Source organism: Microbacterium radiodurans, from assembly GCF_008710705.1.
GTDB lineage: Bacteria > Actinomycetota > Actinomycetes > Actinomycetales > Microbacteriaceae > Microbacterium > Microbacterium radiodurans.
In genome coordinates this window covers 86,225-102,506 of record NZ_VYRZ01000001.1, presented here as the reverse complement: position 1 = coordinate 102,506, position 16,282 = coordinate 86,225, and the positions used below count along the sequence as shown (strand labels likewise).

At 73.6% G+C, this 16,282-nt stretch carries 15 protein-coding genes; 8 read left to right on the top strand and 7 right to left on the bottom strand.

What is annotated here, in order from left to right; all coding sequences use genetic code 11:
• Positions 1-144: 144 nt before the first annotated feature.
• Together F6B42_RS00510 and F6B42_RS00505 are read right to left on the bottom strand one after the other, a co-directional pair.
• Positions 145-1,899 (bottom strand): ABC-F family ATP-binding cassette domain-containing protein, encoded by a 1,755-nt coding sequence (locus F6B42_RS00510; protein WP_150417646.1) that lies wholly within the window; start codon positions 1,897-1,899, stop codon positions 145-147.
• 217 nt (positions 1,900-2,116) lie between these two features.
• Positions 2,117-2,770, bottom strand: a complete 654-nt coding sequence (locus F6B42_RS00505) for an alpha/beta hydrolase (protein ID WP_150417645.1) — start codon at positions 2,768-2,770, stop codon at positions 2,117-2,119.
• 61 nt (positions 2,771-2,831) lie between these two features.
• Between F6B42_RS00505 and F6B42_RS00500 the strand changes: the two genes are divergently transcribed.
• Positions 2,832-3,443: an NUDIX hydrolase family protein gene (locus tag F6B42_RS00500; protein WP_150417644.1), complete on the top strand. Its 612-nt coding sequence runs from the start codon at positions 2,832-2,834 to the stop codon at positions 3,441-3,443.
• Positions 3,444-3,504: 61 nt separating this feature from the next.
• Positions 3,505-5,424 carry a M3 family metallopeptidase gene (locus F6B42_RS00495; protein ID WP_150417643.1) on the top strand — a complete coding sequence of 640 codons (1,920 nt, stop codon included), beginning with the start codon at positions 3,505-3,507 and terminating at the stop codon, positions 5,422-5,424.
• A 77-nt stretch (positions 5,425-5,501) separates the two neighbouring features.
• On the opposite strand, the gene F6B42_RS00490 is transcribed toward F6B42_RS00495, so the two are convergent.
• Together F6B42_RS00490 and F6B42_RS00485 are read right to left on the bottom strand one after the other, a co-directional pair.
• Entirely contained in the window at positions 5,502-6,632 is a 1,131-nt protein-coding gene (locus F6B42_RS00490; RefSeq protein WP_150417642.1) for a threonine aldolase family protein, read from the bottom strand.
• Positions 6,633-6,702: 70 nt separating this feature from the next.
• Positions 6,703-8,172 carry a DUF6421 family protein gene (locus tag F6B42_RS00485; RefSeq protein WP_150417641.1) on the bottom strand — a complete coding sequence of 490 codons (1,470 nt, stop codon included), beginning with the start codon at positions 8,170-8,172 and terminating at the stop codon, positions 6,703-6,705.
• A 264-nt stretch (positions 8,173-8,436) separates the two neighbouring features.
• Between F6B42_RS00485 and F6B42_RS00480 the strand changes: the two genes are divergently transcribed.
• From F6B42_RS00480 to F6B42_RS00460, 5 genes are all read left to right on the top strand, one after another.
• Positions 8,437-9,435: a diacylglycerol/lipid kinase family protein gene (locus F6B42_RS00480; RefSeq protein ID WP_223878264.1), complete on the top strand. Its 999-nt coding sequence runs from the start codon at positions 8,437-8,439 to the stop codon at positions 9,433-9,435.
• 69 nt (positions 9,436-9,504) lie between these two features.
• The gene (locus F6B42_RS00475) at positions 9,505-10,728 is read left to right on the top strand and encodes a sensor histidine kinase (protein WP_223878263.1); all 1,224 of its coding nucleotides are present in this window, start codon (positions 9,505-9,507) and stop codon (positions 10,726-10,728) included.
• Entirely contained in the window at positions 10,725-11,381 is a 657-nt protein-coding gene (locus tag F6B42_RS00470; protein ID WP_150417640.1) for a response regulator, read from the top strand. Before F6B42_RS00475 ends, F6B42_RS00470 begins: the two co-directional genes overlap by 4 nt.
• Positions 11,382-11,541: 160 nt before the next feature.
• A complete protein-coding gene (locus tag F6B42_RS00465) occupies positions 11,542-12,303 on the top strand; it encodes an ABC transporter ATP-binding protein (RefSeq protein ID WP_150417639.1) in 762 nt (253 codons plus the stop codon).
• Between the two features lie 101 nt (positions 12,304-12,404).
• Positions 12,405-13,835 (top strand): ABC transporter permease, encoded by a 1,431-nt coding sequence (locus F6B42_RS00460; protein WP_223878363.1) that lies wholly within the window; start codon positions 12,405-12,407, stop codon positions 13,833-13,835.
• 6 nt (positions 13,836-13,841) lie between these two features.
• On the opposite strand, the gene F6B42_RS00455 is transcribed toward F6B42_RS00460, so the two are convergent.
• On the bottom strand, positions 13,842-14,390 hold the full coding sequence (locus F6B42_RS00455; protein WP_150417638.1) for a hypothetical protein: 549 nt from the start codon (positions 14,388-14,390) through the stop codon (positions 13,842-13,844).
• Between the two features lie 32 nt (positions 14,391-14,422).
• Between F6B42_RS00455 and F6B42_RS00450 the strand changes: the two genes are divergently transcribed.
• Positions 14,423-15,019 carry a 2-phosphosulfolactate phosphatase gene (locus tag F6B42_RS00450; protein ID WP_150417637.1) on the top strand — a complete coding sequence of 199 codons (597 nt, stop codon included), beginning with the start codon at positions 14,423-14,425 and terminating at the stop codon, positions 15,017-15,019.
• A gap of 168 nt (positions 15,020-15,187) precedes the next feature.
• Here F6B42_RS00450 and F6B42_RS00445 read toward each other — a convergent pair whose 3' ends face one another.
• Both F6B42_RS00445 and F6B42_RS00440 read right to left on the bottom strand, forming a co-directional pair.
• Complete coding sequence (locus F6B42_RS00445; RefSeq protein ID WP_150417636.1) at positions 15,188-15,676, bottom strand: SprT-like domain-containing protein; 489 nt, start codon at positions 15,674-15,676, stop codon at positions 15,188-15,190.
• A 46-nt stretch (positions 15,677-15,722) separates the two neighbouring features.
• Entirely contained in the window at positions 15,723-16,250 is a 528-nt protein-coding gene (locus F6B42_RS00440; protein ID WP_150417635.1) for a hypothetical protein, read from the bottom strand.
• Positions 16,251-16,282 lie beyond the last annotated feature (32 nt).

Here is a 16,282-nt window from a genome sequence, read left to right as displayed (position 1 = left end):
TCCTCATCTTCGCGCGGACCTCCGACATCGGCGCGGCCTTGCGCCCGCGCCCGCCCGCGTGTCAGCCGCGGGTGCCGACGGCGCACGAGGTCCCACTCCGGCCGGGAATACCGCGGGCGAACCCGGCCGGAGTGGGACCTCGCCTCAGCCGGAACCGGCCCCCGTCGCCGCCTCGGTCAGGACGCCGTCCCGCAGCTCGAGGGTCAGCGTGGGGGCGAACCGGGCGAGGAAGCCGTCATCGTGGCTCACGACGAGCACCGCGCCCCGATAGGCGGCGAGCGCGGTGACGAGCTGGTCGACCGTGTCGAGGTCGAGGTTGTTCGTCGGCTCGTCGAGCACGAGCAGCTGCGGAGGCGGATCGGCCAGCAGCTCGCGGGCGAGGGCGAGGCGGAAGCGCTCGCCGCCCGACAGAGCCGCGACCGGCCGCAGCACCGTGTCGCCGCGCAGCAGGAAGCGGGCCAGCCGGTTCCGCAGCTCCGTGTCGGTCGCCGTCGGGGCCGCCGCCCGCAGGCTGTCGAGCACGGAGGCGTCGTCGCCGAGACCGTCGATGCGCTGCGGCAGGTAGCCGACCCGGTCGGTGTGCGCGACGACCGGTGCAGAACTCCGTCGATCCATCGAACCGCGCCCGGAATCCGCGCACTCGGCGCCCGCGGGCAGCGGATCGACGGAGTTCTGCACGCCGCTCTGTGCACACCGGCCGCTCGCCGGACGCACGCCGGGAACAGAGCCGCGGTCGCGCGCCGACGCGACCAGCCGCTCGAGCAGGCTGGTCTTGCCCGCGCCGTTCGGCCCGACGAGGGCCACGCGCTCGGCGCCCTGCACGACCCACGACCGGCCGTCGCCGTCGCCGCCGCGGTCGCCGCCGAGCGTCGCGATCCGCCGGCCGGCGCCGACCGCCGGGTCGGGCAGGTCGATGCGCAGCGCGTCGTCGTCGCGGACCCGGGATGCCGCGGCATCCCGCGCGGCTCGGGCCGCTGCCTCGCGATCCGCCGCCTCGCCGCGCGCCCTGCCGGCCGACACCTGCGCGGACGAGGCGCGGTTGCCGGCGACGATCTCCGGCACGCGCTTCTCGCGCTGCGCCTTCGCGCCCATCGACGCGCGGTGGGCGAGCTTCGTCTCGGTGGCGACGCGGTCGCGTCGCTCCCGACGAACCGCCGCGGCCGCCGTGGCGTCTGCCGCACGAGCCGCCGCCTGCTCCGTCTCCTGCCAGGCCCGCCACGCGGAGTACGGTCCGCCGAACACGCTGAGTGCCGATCCGTAGAGCTCGGCGGTGTCGTCCATGAGCTCCAGCAGAGCGGTGTCGTGGCTGACGACGATGAGCGCGCCGCGCCAGGTGCGGACGAGCTCGCCGACGCGGGCGCGCGCATCGCGGTCGAGGTTGTTCGTCGGCTCGTCCAGGAGCGCGATCTCGGCGCCGCGCAGCTGGACGCCGACGAGCGCCGCGAGCACCGCCTCGCCGCCGGAGAGTTCGCCGACGCGGCGGTCGAGAGCACCGGGAGGCAGGCCGGCAGCCGTGAGCGACGCGACGGCTCGTGCTTCGGCATCCCAGTCCTCGCCGATCGTGTCGAAATGGCGCGGATCGACGTCGCCGGACTCGACGGCCCGGACGGCGTCGACGACGTCGGCCACACCGAGGAGCTCGGCCACGCGCCGGTCGACGTCGAGCGTGAGCCGCTGCGGCAGCAGGTCGACGCGTCCGGCCGCACGGATCGTGCCGGAGGTCGGCGCGAGAGCTCCGCTGATCAGACGCAGCAGCGTGGTCTTGCCGGAGCCGTTGCGGCCGACGAGGCCCGTGCGTCCTGCGCCGAAGGCGCCCGAGACGTTCTCGAGCGCGGCACTGCCGTCGGGCCAGGTGAGGGAGATGCGGTCGAGGACGACCGCGGGAGCGGTATGGGGCATCGGTGCCTCCTGGTGTCGTCGTGCGCAGGCACGTCGGACACCACGAGGCCCGAGGGGACGGGACCGGTCCGGCGGGCCAGCGCGGGAATCGAACAGAGCGCTGGCCGGGTCGGACGCCTCGGTGGGGAGGGTCGACGGATCAGCGCGGGATCACAGCGCGGTCGCGTCGAAACCGATCAACGGTCTTCCTCACACTCGGGACAGGGGCACGGGGAGTCTACGCCGCGGGCAGCTGCTTGACCAGGAAGGTCGAGACGTCGTCGAGTTCCTGCGCCGACACGGCGTGCCCGAGGTCGGGATAGAGCCGGCCGCTCAAGTCGACCCGGCTCGGCAGCCACTGGGCGGTGTGCTCGACGAGCGCCGGCGGGATGACGTCGTCGAACGCGCCGCGTCCCCAGAACACCGGCGGCCGGCGGGCGGCGAACGCCGCGTCGGTGTCGAGCGTGCTCGGGTTGGCGTAGCCGGAGAGGTTGACGGCGAAGGCATAGTCCTCCGGGCGCAGGCGGAGCGCCTCGAGAGCGACGAGCCCGCCTTGCGAGAATCCCAGCAGACCGACGGATGCCGCATCCCCCCGTTCCGCGTCGACCCAGTCCACGAGCGCACGCGCGCCGGCGGTCGCCGCCTGCGGGTCGCGGCCGTTCAGTCCCTCGATCGGACACCACGACCAGCCGGGGGTCGGGAAGGGCGGGGCGAGCGGAGCCCGGACCGCCGCCAGCACGTAGTCGGCGGGCAGATGGGGGCCGAGCGCGAAGAGGTCGTTCTCGTCGGAGCCGTACCCGTGGAGGAGGATGAGCAGGGGGCGGCCGGCGCGTTCGGCGGGCGGCGCCGACCAGCGGGTCGCGGCGGAGTCGATGACCGGCGTCTCGGACATGCGTCCATCCTGCCAGCCGGTCGGGCGCGGCATCCGGGAACTCGATTGGTATACATGGAGCATGGCCGTCCGCACCCCCGACCCCGATCCCGACGAGCGCGGCGATTCGTCGCTGCCGGCCGACCCGCTGCGCCAGACGCCGAGCGGGGGCGCTGCGAATCCCGCATGGCTGAGCGACGTCGAGCTCACCGAGGCGCGACGCCGCCTGCCGATGCTCTACGTCGAGGCCATCCCGGTGCGCACCGACGGCTCGGGCGCGGTCACGCACGTCGGCATCCTGCTGCGGGCGACCCCGGTCGGCGAGATGACCCGGACGATCGTGTCGGGACGCGTCCGCTACGGCGAGACGATCCGCGACGCCCTGTTCCGACACGTCGAGAACGACCTCGGGCCCATGGCGTTCCCGCTCCTGCCGACCTCGCCGACGCCGTTCACGGTCGCCGAGTACTTCCCGATCCCGGGGGTCAGCCCGTTCCACGACGACCGCCAGCACGCCGTGTCGCTCGCGTTCGTCGTCCCCGTCACCGGAACCTGCGAGCCGCGTCAGGACGCGCTCGAGGTGACGTGGCTCGACCCCGCCGAAGCCGCCTCCGATGCGCTCGCCGCCGAGATGGAGGGCGGCCGCGGAACCCTCATCCGGCTCGCGCTCGCGTCGGTCGGCGCCCTCCGCTGACGCCGGCCCGGGCGCGGCCGAGAACACCACGTCCGTGCCGACCCGACCGTAGGCTCGGTGCATGACCGCTCCGCAGCCCCTCGCCTTCCCCGCCGACGTCACCGGCTGGCTCGCCTTCGCCTCGGATCGTCCGGACGCGCGGATCGCCCGCGTCCGTGAGATCGACGCGCAGCTGATCGCCGGGCGCGAGCTCTCACCGCTGGCGCGACTGCAGCTGTGGAACGAGGCCGCGATCGCGGTCGCCGAGGCGGCATCCGAGGCGTCGCTGCTGAGCGAATCGCACCCCGAGGCCGCCGTGCGCGACGCCGCCGAGGCGCGGGTGCAGGCGATCGACGCGCTGCTGTCGGAGCGCTCGCTGGATCCGGCGCTGTTCGCGGTGTTCGACGGACTCGGCTCGGACGGACTGGATGCGGCCGCTCGCCGCCTGCTCGCGCGCATCCAGCGCGACTTCCGCCGCGGCGGCGTCGACCGGGACGAGCCGACGCGCGAGCGCCTGCGCGTCCTCGCCGAGCGCGACACGGAGCTGTCGCTGCGGTTCTCGCGCAACATCCGCGACGGCCGCCGCGAGCTGAAGGTCGCCCCCGACGCCCTCGCCGGGCTGCCGCAGGACTTCATCGACGCGCATCCGGTCGACGACGAGGGCCTGGTGACCCTCACCACGGAGTACACCGACCTCATGCCCGTGCGGGAGTTCGCCGAGCGGCGCTCGACCCGCGCGGCGCTCGTGTCGGTCTACAACGATCTCGCGTGGCCGGCCAACGACGCCGTCCTCGCCGAGCTGTTGGCGGTGCGCGCCGAGCGGGCCGACCTGCTCGGCTACGGAGACTGGGCCGACTACGAGACCGAGACCCGCATGATCGGCTCGAGCGCGGCCATCCGTTCGTTCCTGGACGACATCGACGCCGCGACCCGCGAGGCCGCCGCCGCCGAGTACGACCGTCTGCTCGCGCGGCTGCGGCGCGACGAGCCCGACGCCGCGGCCGTCACGATCGCCGACCTCTGGTACCTGCTGGGTGCGCTCAAGCGCGAGGAGTTCGCCGTCGACGCGCAGGAGGTCCGCGCCTACTTCCCGTTCGAGAACGTCCTGGGCGGGGTGCTCGACGTCACCGCCCGACTGCTCGACCTCTCGTACGTCCCGGTCGCCGCCGGCGCGTGGCACGCCGACGTCCGCAGCTACGACGTCCTCCGCGGCGAGCGGCGGCTCGGCCGCATCCATCTCGACCTGCACCCTCGCGAGGGCAAGTACAACCACGCCGCGTGCTTCGGACTCGCACCGGGTATCGCCGGCCGGTCGCTGCCCGAGGGCGTGCTGCTGTGCAACTTCTCGCGGGGCCTGCTCGAGCACGACCAGGTGGTGACGTTCTTCCACGAGTTCGGTCACCTCGTGCACGGCATCCTCGGCGGGGCCGACGCCGTGTGGGCGGACTTCAGCGGCATCGAGACCGAATGGGACTTCGTCGAGGCGCCCAGCCAGCTGCTCGAGGAGTGGGCGTGGGATGCCGGTGTGCTGGCGACCTTCGCACGCAACGCGGCGGGCGAGCCGATCCCCGCCGAGCTCGTCGAACGCATGCGGGTGGCCGACGCCTTCGGCCGGGCGCTCGAGGTCACGCGTCAGCTCGGACACGCGAACGTCTCGTACGGACTGCACGTCGATCGACCGGCCGATCTCGCCGCGGCGGTCGAGGGCTGGTACCGCTCGTCGTCGCCGGTGCAGCCGCTGCCGGACGGTCACACCTACGCCGGGTTCGGCCACCTCACCGGATACGGCGCGTGCTACTACACGTACCAGTGGAGCCTCGTCATCGCCCGGGATCTGCTCTCGGCCTTCGGCGACGACCTCATGGACGTGGACGTCGCGCGGCGCTACCGCGAGCGCGTCCTCGAGCCGGGTGGCAGCCGGGACGCCGCCGACCTCGTCGCGGACTTCCTCGGCCGCCCGTACTCCTTCGACGCCTACCGCGCCTGGCTCGCCGGCTCCTGACCCGCAGCCCCGCTGCCAGCCCGCGCCGCCAGCCCGCGAGCCCAGCGCGGGCTGCGGCGGACGTCAGGCCGCCGTGGTCAGGCCGCCGTGGTCAGGCGCGCGAGCTCGGCGACGAAGGCGTCGACATCGGAGGCGGACGTGTCGAACGAGCACATCCACCGCACTTCTCGGCGACTCTCATCCTCCCCACCGCCACTCGAAGCATCGCTGGCGCGATCCTCCGAGCCTCCGTCGGCGGGGCCCCAATCGTAGAAGCGGAACGATTCGCGCAGCCGGTCGGCGACGCCCGCGGGCAGCACGGCGAACACGCCGTTGGCCTGGGTGGGCTGGGTGAACTCCACGCCCCGCACCGAGCCGTCGGCGATGCCGGCCTCGACGGCCGCGCGCAGCCGCTGCGCCATGCCGTTCGCGTGCTCGGCGTTGCGGCGCCACAGGTCGTTCTCGAGCAGGGCGACGAGCTGCGCCGACACGAAGCGCATCTTCGACGACAGCTGCATGTTGAGCTTGCGGAGGTAGGTCAGACCCTCGGATGCCGCGGGGTCGAGCACGATGATCGCCTCGCCGATCATGGCGCCGTTCTTCGTGCCGCCGAAGCTCAGCACGTCGACGCCGACGTCGCGCGTGATCGCCGAGAGCGGGACGCCGAGGGCGGCTGCGGCGTTGGCGATGCGGGCGCCGTCCATGTGCAGCCGCATCCCGCGGGCGTGAACGTGGTCGGCGATCGTCCGCAGCTCGTCGGGCGTGTAGAGCGTGCCGAGCTCGGTCGACTGCGTGATCGACACCACGAGCGGCTGCGCGCGGTGCTCGTCGCCCCAGCCCCAGGCCTCGCGGTCGATGAGCGCCGTGGTGAGCTTGCCGTCGTCGGTCGGCACGTTGAGGATCTTGATCCCCCCGACCCGCTCGGGCGCTCCGCCCTCGTCGACGTTGATGTGCGCGGTGGATGCCGCGATCACGGCGCCCCAGCGCGGCAGCATCGACTGCAGGGCGGTGACGTTCGCCCCGGTGCCGTTGAAGACGGGGAAGGCCTCGGCGCCGGAGCCGAAGTGCCCGGCGACGAGTTCCTGCAGGCGCGCGGTGTACACGTCGGAGCCGTACGCGGTCTGGTGTCCGTCGTTCGCGGCCGTGATGGCGGCGAGGACCTCCGGGTGGATGCCGGAGTAGTTGTCGGACGCGAAGCCGCGCACCGAGGTGTCGTGCAGGGAGGTCATCCCCTCATCCTTTCTCACGAGTCCGCGGCCCGCTAATCCACGCGCAGGGTGGACCAGCGGGCCGCGCCGCTCACCCGCGGATGCCGCGGGTGGAGGCGATGATGTCGCGCATCTTCTTCTCGAGCGCCTCGTAGAACATCGACAGCGGGAACTCATCGTCCCGCACGGCGTCGGTGTAGCCCTTCGGCGGACCGGCGAGGATCTCGTCCGGCAGGCCGCGCGCCCACACCGATGCCGGATGCGGCTCGAGCACCGACCGCACGAGCTCGTACGCCGCGAGCCAGTGGGCGGTCTTGGGACGGTCGATCGACTCCCAGTAGAGGCGGTCGATCGTGTCGCCGAGGGCGACGACGGCATCCGGGACCTCGCTCCATTCGAATGCCAGCGCCGTGTCGGTCCAGTGCAGCACGCCGCGGCGGTGCAGCCACGCGAACAGCAGCTGCCCGCCGAGCCCGTCGTAGTTGCGCACCCGCGTTCCCGTGATCGCGAACCGGAAGATGCGGTCGAAGATCACCGCGTACTGCACGAGCCGCGACAACCGCAGCAGCTCGGCATCCGTCTCGTCGAGGTCCGTCGCCGGTGCCGCGCTCAGTCGCCGTTCGAGCTCGACGCATTCGCGGAACGCGGTGAGGTCGCACCGCAGCTCTTCGAGCGAGTAGAGGAAGAACGGCATCCGCTGCTTGATCATGAACGGGTCGAACGGCAGGTCGCCGCGCATGTGGGTCCGGTCGTGGATGAGGTCCCACATGACGAACGCCCGCTCGGTGAGCGCCTGGTCCTCGAGCATCTCGGCCGCCTCGGCGGGCAGCTCGAGCTTCGTGATCTCGGCGGCCGCCCGCACGACGCGCCGGTAGCGCGCCGCCTCGCGATCCTGAAAGATCGCGCCCCACGTGAATGCCGGGATCTCGCGCATCGCAACCGTCTCGGGGAACAGCACGGCCGAGTCGGTGTCGTACCCCGGCGTGAAGTCGAGCAGCCGGAGCGACACGAAGAGCCGGTTGACGTACATCGTCTCGAGCCGGGCGATCTCGGCGGGCCAGATGGCCTCGACGAGCACCGCCTCGACGTGCCGATCGCGCGAGCCGTTCTGCGTGTACATCGGGAAGACGGCGAGGTGGCGGATGCCGTCGACCCGCTGCCGCTGCGGCTGGAACGCCAGCAGGGAGTCGAGGAAATCGGGCACGCCGAACGCCCCCTGTGTCCACCGATCGAAGTCCCGGACCGACGCCGCGAGATAGTCGGCGTCATGAGGGAACCGCGGTGCGAGGCGCCCGATCGCCGCCGTGATCGCGGCGACGTGACGGCGGGCCGTCTCGTGGTCGCCGGGATCGGGCACCGAGCCGTCCGGCGCCTGCAGGCCCTGCAGCGCGGTGGCCGCGTCCCGCAGTGAAGCCCATGCCGGGTCGTGCTCGACGTCCCGGGCCAGGGGCAGGCTCGCGTCCGGGTGCACGGAGAGGTGCGCGCCGTCTTCGACGACCTCGGGCTCGCCGATGATCGTCTGGGCGGCACCGGGGGTGGGGTGCGTCTGCGCGATGGACATGGGGAACCTCCGATCTGCGAGGTACGGCTCCCGTCGGGAGCGGTGGTCAGGTGGCGCCAGCATAATCGGCCCGGGCCGGGCGGCGGAACCGGAGCCGGGAAGGCGTGATGCGGATACAGCCGTCGGGCCGGTGGGGCCGGAGTCGCCTGGGAGGCCGGGTGAGTCGACACCAGCCCCACCGGCCCGACGAACGTATCGCGACCGGGCGAGCGGCGGGGGTGTCAAGCTCTCGCCGGGCGCGCGGCGGCTGGCTAGCGTCGGGGCATGGCCGCATCCGAAGAGCCCGCACCCGAGCCCGCACCCGAGCGCGGCGCAGCGGACCCGGGCATCTCGGCGAGTCCGACGGGACGCGGTCTGCTCCTGCTGCACAACCCGAGGTCGGGCACGTCGGTCGTCCGCGCGGATCCGATGCCCGAGATCCGCCGCCGTCTGCCCGACGCGGCGATCGCGGAGCTCGGCGACCGGTCCATCGACGAGGTCGTGACGGCGGCGCTGGGCGATGACGACCCGCCGGCCGTCCTCGGCATCCTGGGCGGCGACGGCTCGGTCTCGCGCGTCGCGCACCTCGCGAGAGGTCACGGCCTGCCGCTCCTCGTCCTCCCCGGCGGAACGTTCAACCACTTCGCGCGCGCCGCGGGGCTGGAGACGGTGACGGACGCCCTCGACGCCTTCGCCGCCGGCACGTCGCGGGCGGTCGCCGTGGCCGAGCTCCGCATCGACGACGGCGAGCCGATCACGGTGCTGAACGCCGCGTCGGTGGGTGCCTACCCCGAACTGCTCGCCCAACGCGAGAAGCGCACGAGCCTCGGCAAGTGGTGGGGCGGCGCGGTCGCCGCCTGGCGCGAGCTGCACGACGCGCACCGCATCACCGTCGTCCGCGGCGGGCGGCGAGCCGTTGCGTGGTCGGTCTTCGTGGGCGTGGGCGTCGACGATCCGCGTCGGATCGCGCGGATGCAACGCGCCGGCCTCGACGACCCCACGCTCGACGCACGCCTGCACCACGCCCGCGGCACCCGGCTGCGCGCGGTCACCTCCCTCGCGTTCGGACGCCGCACGATCGCCGTCCTCCGCGCGCTGCGGCTGATGCCGCCGGCATCCGATCTCGAGCGCATCCTCGTGGACGACATCGACCTGACCGTCCGCACCGGCGAGGCCCCGGCCGTCTACGTGCACGACGGCGAGCTCGAAGAGGCTCCCGCGGACGAGTTCCGGATCCGGATGCGCGCTGTTCCGGAGGGGCTGCGGGTCTTCGCTCGGCGGTAGTCCGACCGGTGTCGCCACGTACATCTGCCGACGGATGCCGCACCCCGCCCGCTCGCGTAGCGTCGAAGCGTGTTCCGCAACCTCCGCCGCTCCCAGCTCATCACCGACGTCGTCGTCGCGGGCGCGTTCGGCCTGGTGATGCTGTTCGTCACGGTGATCTCCGTGACGGGCGGAACCGCCGTCGCCTCCTCCACGACCGCCGCCGTCGTCGCGGTCGTGATCACCGCGCTCTTCTCGGTCGCGCTCGGTCTCCGTCGCCTCTCGCCTCCGCTGGCGCTCTCGCTGGCGTGGGCGGCCGCGGTCCTGCAGATGCTCGCGATGCTGCCGCCGCTGCCGGTGAACCTGGCGATCCTGGCGGTGCTCTACGGATGCGCGGCGTACGGCTCGCAGCGCATCTTCTGGCTCGGGTTCTCGTCGGCGATCGTCGGAGCGCTCGCCATCACCGTGTACCTGCTGGTGCCGAGCATGTCGTACGCGCTGACCGCGGCGGGCAGCGAGCTGCTCTGGCTCATCGTCAACGGCGGCGTGCTCTTCATCGCGGCCGTGCTCGGCCTTCTGCTCTCGTGGACCGTCGGCGCGCTCGTGCGAACCGGCATGCGCGCCCGCGAGACGGCGGCCCTCCAGCGGCAGGCCGAGGCGCGGGCGACGGCGGAGTTCGAGCGCAACCGCATCGCGCGCGACATGCACGATGTCGTCGCCCACTCGCTCGCGGTCGTGATCGCGCAGGCCGACGGAGCGCGCTACGCCGCCGTCGCCGACCCCGAGGCCGCGGTCGGGGCCCTGCAGACGATCTCGACGACGGCCCGCTCGGCCCTGTCGGATGTCCGGATGCTGCTGACGCAGCTGCGCCACAGTCAGGCCGAGGGGCCGCAGCCGACCGTCGCCGACCTCGAGGGGCTCTACGCGCAGGTGCGGGCGGCCGGTGTCGATCTGCGGGTCGACGTCGATCCGGCCCCGCCCGGCGAACCGCCCGCCGCGGTTCAGCTCGCCGTCTACCGGATCCTGCAGGAGGCGCTCACGAACGCCCTGCGTCACGGCTCCGGCGGTGCTGTCGCGGTCGGGCTCGCATGGCTGCCCGACCGCGTGTCGCTGCGCGTGCACAACCCGGTCGCGGGGGGAGCCGAACCGGCTCCGTCCGCTGGGATCGCCGCGAGCACACCCGTGCCCGCCGGCGGTCACGGCCTGATCGGCATGCGCGAACGCGCTCAGCTCATCGGGGGAGCCCTCTCCGCCGGTCCCGACGACGGCGGGTTCACCGTCGTCGCCACCCTTCCGATCGGAGGTGCCCGATGACCCCGGTGCGCGTGGTGCTCGTCGACGACCAGGCGCTGTTCCGCGCCGGCATCCGAATGGTCGTGGCCTCCCAGCCCGACCTCGAGGTGGTCGGTGAGGCGTCCGACGGCGCCGAGGCGATCGGCGTCATCCGCGACACCCGTCCCGACGTCGTGCTCATGGACATCCGGATGCCGGTCATGGACGGTCTCACCGCGACCGCCCAGCTTCTCGCCGACCCGGTGTTCGACGGCGAGCCGCCGCGCATCGTGATGCTCACGACCTTCGACCTCGACGAGGCCGCGGCCCGCGCGATCCGGCAGGGCGCGAGCGGGTTCCTCCTGAAGGACGCCGACCCGGAGTTCCTCCTCGCGGCCATCCGCACCGTCCACGCCGGGTCGTCCGTCATCGCGGCGTCGGCGACGCGCGAGCTGTTCGCCCATTTCTCCGAACCGGCCGCGAAGCCCGTCCCCGCGACGTTCGGCGAGCTGACCGATCGCGAGCGCGAGATCTTCGCGCTCGCCGCGCGCGGTCTCTCGAACGCCGAGATCGCGCAGCGGGAGTTCCTCTCGGAAGCCACCGTGAAGACCCACATCAGCCGCATCCTCACGAAGCTCTCGCTCCGCGACCGCGTGCAGCTGGTCGTCTTCGCGTTCGAGCACGGCCTGGCCTGACCCCTCCTCGCGCCGCGAGACCGCAGTCGAGCCCCGAGACAGCGGTCGGCAGCTGCGGTCTCGGGGCTCCGGTGCGCTCTCGCGGATCATCCGAGCGATGTACGCGGCCGCGACCGGCGGCGGATGCTGCGGCGCACCGCGCCTTCGTAGCGTCGGAGACATGCAGATCTCCAGCTCCGACCTCGGCCTCGCCGCCCGGGTCCAGAACCTCACCAAGTCCTTCGGCGCAGGCGAATCGGGGGTGCGTGCCCTCGACGGCGTCACGGTCGGCGTCCGCCGCGGCGAGTTCACCGCGATCATGGGCCCGTCGGGTTCGGGCAAATCGACGCTCATGCACATCATGGCCGGCCTCGACGCGCCGACCTCCGGCCGGGTCTGGATCGGCGACACGGAGATCTCGGGGCTGTCCGACCTCGAGCTCACCGTGCTGCGCCGGCGCCGCGTCGGCTTCGTCTTCCAGTCGTTCAACCTCGTGCCGACCCTCGACGTGCTGGGCAACATCATGCTGCCGTTCGAGCTCGACGGCCGCACACCGTCCGCCCTCGAGCGCTCGCGCATCGACGGCCTCGTCGACTCCCTGGGTCTCGGCGCGCGCCTGACGCACCGGCCGCACCAGCTCTCGGGCGGACAGCAGCAGCGCGTCGCGATCGCCCGGGCCCTCGCGACCGCGCCCGACCTCGTCTTCGCCGACGAGCCCACCGGCAATCTCGACTCGCGCACCGGCCGCGAGGTGCTGGCGCTGCTGGCCGCCGCCAGCCGCGATCACGGCCAGTCGATCGCGATGGTCACGCACGATCCCGTCGCCGCCGCGCACGCCGACCGCGTCGTCTTCCTCGGCGACGGTCGGGTCGTCGCCGACAAGCCGCGGCAGAGCGCCGAGGCGATCTCGGCGCACATGCTCGCCGCGGAGGTGGCGGCATGAGCGTCGCACCGACGGCGGCCGCCGGGGCGGCGACCGCGACCGCCGCGGCTGCCGGCTCCACCGCGGGCACGGCCGGGCGCGCATCCGGCGGTCCGAAGCGGATGCCGTCCGCCGCCGCATCCGGACGCCTCGCCTGGCTGCGCGAGCGCGGCATGGGCGCGTCCATCCTCATCGCGGCGATCTCGGCCGGCTTCGGCGTTCTGCTGGTCGCGGTGACGGGACTGCTCGGGGCGTGGCTGACGGCCGATCCGTACATCGGCAGCGGCGACACCGTGGCGATCGTCGTCGCGATCCTCAGCGTGCTGCTGGTCGGGGTCGCCGTGTACGTCGCGGCGATCGTCACCGCGAACACCTTCGCGACGATCGTCGCCGGACGCACCCGCCAGATCGCGCTCCTCCGCCTGATCGGCGCGTCGGCGCGCGCGCAGCGCGCCGAGATCGCCCGGCAGGGGCTCGTCGTCGGTGCGATCGGCGCGGTGATCGGGCTGGTCGGCGGCATCGCGGTCGCCGCGGGGCTGCGCTTCGCCGCGGAGCTCGCGTGGGGCATCGAGGTCGAGCACGACCTCCTGCAGCCGGTGCTGCTCGCTCCGGCCGTCGTCGTGGCGCTCACGACGTGGGTCGCCGCCTGGGCCGGCTCGCGCCGCGTCCTGGACGTGACGCCGCTGGCGGCGCTCGGCGGGTCCGCCCCGCGCACGGCCGACGAGACCGCCGGCCGCCGTTCGCGCCGGATCGCCTCGATCCTCCTCTTCGCGATCGGCGCGGTGTTCCTCGGTCTCGGCATCGTCGCGGGCTTCGTGACCCCGGCGGGCGTCATCGTCGCCTTCGTCGGCGGCATCTTCTCCTTCACCGGCCTCAGCCTCGGGGCCGGACTTGTGATGCCGCCGCTGCTGCGCGCGACCGGACGACTGTTCGGACGGTCCGCGCCGGCACGCCTCGCGTCCGAGAACGCCCTCCGTTACCCCGAGCGCTCGAGCCGGATGGCCATCGGCGTCGTCATGGGGGTGACGCTCGTGACGATGTTCGCCGTCGCGTCCGAGTCGGTGAAGGGCGTCGTCGCGGCATCCGCGGGCGGCGAGCTGCCTCCCGAGCTGGGGCAGCTGCTCGACACCTTCGCCGCGGTCATGATGGCGCTCGTCGGGATCTCGGCGGTCATCGCCGCCGTGGGACTCGTGAACCTGCTCACGATCGGGATCGTGCAGCGCACCCGGGAGCTCGGCCTCCTGCGTGCGCTCGGCCTGACGGCGGCGCAGATCCGCCGGATGGTGGTCCTCGAGGCCGCCCACATCACGGTCACGGCGGTGACGTTCGGGCTCCTGCTCGGGGTCGCCTACGGCTGGGCCGCCGCGCAGTCGCTGCTCGGGTCGGTGCCCATGCCGCCGCTCTGGCTCTCGCCGACGTTCGTGCTCCCCGGCATCCCGTGGCTCACCGTAGCCGGCGTCGTCGTGGCGACTGCCGCGCTGACCCTCGTCGCCGCCGTCGTCCCGACGCGTCTCGCGACGCGCGTCACCCCGGTGCAGGCCCTGGCCGAGTGACGCGGCTCAGGCGGTCGGGGCGTCCTCGGCGGGATCGTGCGCCCACGTGGGCGCGACCTGCCGGAGCCGCATCGACCGCCACTGCCACGTCGCCCACAGGACGGGCCACAGCGCCGGGGCCGCTGCGCCGCCGATGACGAGCCGCTCGCGCCAGAGGGTGCGCGTCGGGTCGCCGGGGGCGGGGGAGACCGCCATCTGGTGGTCCCACACGTCGAGCATCGCGAGGGGGCCGGTGAGCGGGATGCCGCTGTCGCGCAGGATGCGGACGGTGCTCTCACCGCCGTCGGAGCCGTTCCCGGTCTCCGCCGCGGCGATCCGCTCGGTGACCCGTCGGTCGGAGACGTGGATGAGCTGGCGGCCCACCGGCATCCCGAACGCCGACATCTGCACGGGCACATCGGCGCCCGGCTCGAGCGAGGTCGGCATGCCCTCCGCCGCGAGCGGCTCGAGCCCCATCACGGGGGCGTAGAGCTCGGCGAGGGCGCGGGGGGAGTGCAGCGCCCGCCAGGCGGCGTCGGCGTCGCAGTCGAGCACGAGCTTCTGGAGGATGCGCATGCGCCCAGTCTGCCCCGTCGTAGGCTGATCGGATGCTGCCCGCCGCCGCGTCCGCTTCTGCTGTATCGTCCGCGGGCTCACCCGCACCGTTCGATCAGGGCCGCTACCAGGTGCGGTTCGAATGGGGCGCCGCGGGCCTCGAACGGCTCGCCGCCGCGGACGTCGTGGTCGTCGTCGACGTGCTGGTGACCACCGACGAGGCGTCGGCGATCGCGTCCGCGTCGGATGCCCTCGTGCTGCGCGGCGGTCTCCGCAACGCCGGGGCCGTCGCCGACGCGGTGCTGGCCGAGCAGGGCCGTCGCGGCGCGCGCACGAGCATCGCGGTGATCGGCGCGGGTGCGGGGGAGCGCACCGGGCTGCGCTTCGCGGTCGAGGACCTTCTCGGCGCGGGCGCCGTGATCGATGCGCTCTCGTCGCGCGGAATCGACCACACCTCGCCCGAGGCGGCCGCAGCGTGCGAGTCGTTCCGCGGCCTGCGCGGTGCCGTGCGGCACCTGCTCACCGCGAGCGCGACCGGGCAGGAGCTCGCCGCCGCGGGGCGCCGCGACGAGGCGCTCGCCGCGGCCGAGATCGACGCCGACACGGCGGTGCCCGTCCTCCGCCGCCGGCCCGCCGCGCCGCCGGCCTGAGCGCCTCGCGGTGATCGGCGGCCGCCCGCCGGGGCGTCGCGCGTTCAGAACTCAGTCGTTCCGGCGGGCGTCACCCGCCTACGGGCCGGTACCCGACCCGTTCTGCCCGATCCGACCGAGTTCCGCACGGCGCGCCTCCGCGATGTCGCCGGCGCGGCGGGCGACGCGTCAGCGGGGCGTCGCCGCCGCGCGGCGGTCGGCGGCGGAGATCTCGCGGCGGACCCAGCGGAAGAGGTAGCGCTCGTCGTACGCCGACGCGCACGAGCGGCACGAGGCCGAGCGCGTCGGCTTGCGGTGCCGGTACGCGACGTGTCCGGCCGGGCAGTGCCCGACCCACGGGGCGAGCTCGACGGCGGTCTCGCCGCGATGGGTCACGCCGCCGACGTAGCCGAGCTCGCGCGCGATCCGCAGCCACTCCCGGCCGTGCCCCGCCGCCGGACCGGCGATCGCGTGGGCGACCTCGTGGAGCAGCGTCTGGTGGTTCTCGTCGTCGTCGAAGCGCGCCGCGAGGTAGCGCGAGACGCTGATGCGCCGGTTCGTGTAGTCGCACTGGCCGGCCCGGCGCTTGGCGTTGTCGAACGCGAACGTCCAGCTCTCGTCGAGGTGAGCGGTCACCAGGGCGTCGGCCCACCGGCGCACACGGTCGAGGTCACTCATGTCGTCACGCTACGTCGGGGTGGGGACACGCGGTCGGCGGGGGCGCTCAGCCGGCGACGCTCACGCGCGAGCGTCGCCGCTCGGCGGCGTCCACGGCGAGCAGAGTCGACTCGAGCTGCTCCTCGGGAGCACCGCCCTCCTGCCGCAGGAAGAGCGCCCGTTTGAAGTCGGTGCGCGCGGCGGCGTAGTCGTCGGCGTCGTAGTGCACCTTGCCGCGGTGCTGGTAGGCGAACGCCGCCAGCAGCGGCCAGTCCTGACCCTCGGCCTCCTCGGCGCAGGTGGTGATCTCCTGGATGGCGGCGGCGTACGCACCCCGGTTCTGCAGCACCGTGCCGTGGAGCACGCGCGCGCGCAGCAGGTCCTTGCGGGTTCCGCCCATCCGCGCGACGCGGACCGCCTGCTCGGCCACGGCGAGCGCCTCGTCGAGTCGCCCCAGCACCTTCAGCAGCCACACCCGCTCGAGCAGCGACGGCAGGCTGCGCTGCTCACCGATCTCGTCGAGCCGATCGGAGCACTGCTCGGGGTCGACGATCTCTCGCAGCGTGTCCGGGTCGTACCCCAGGATGTAGCCCACCGTCGTCCCCTTCCGCGTCCGGTAACGGTGCT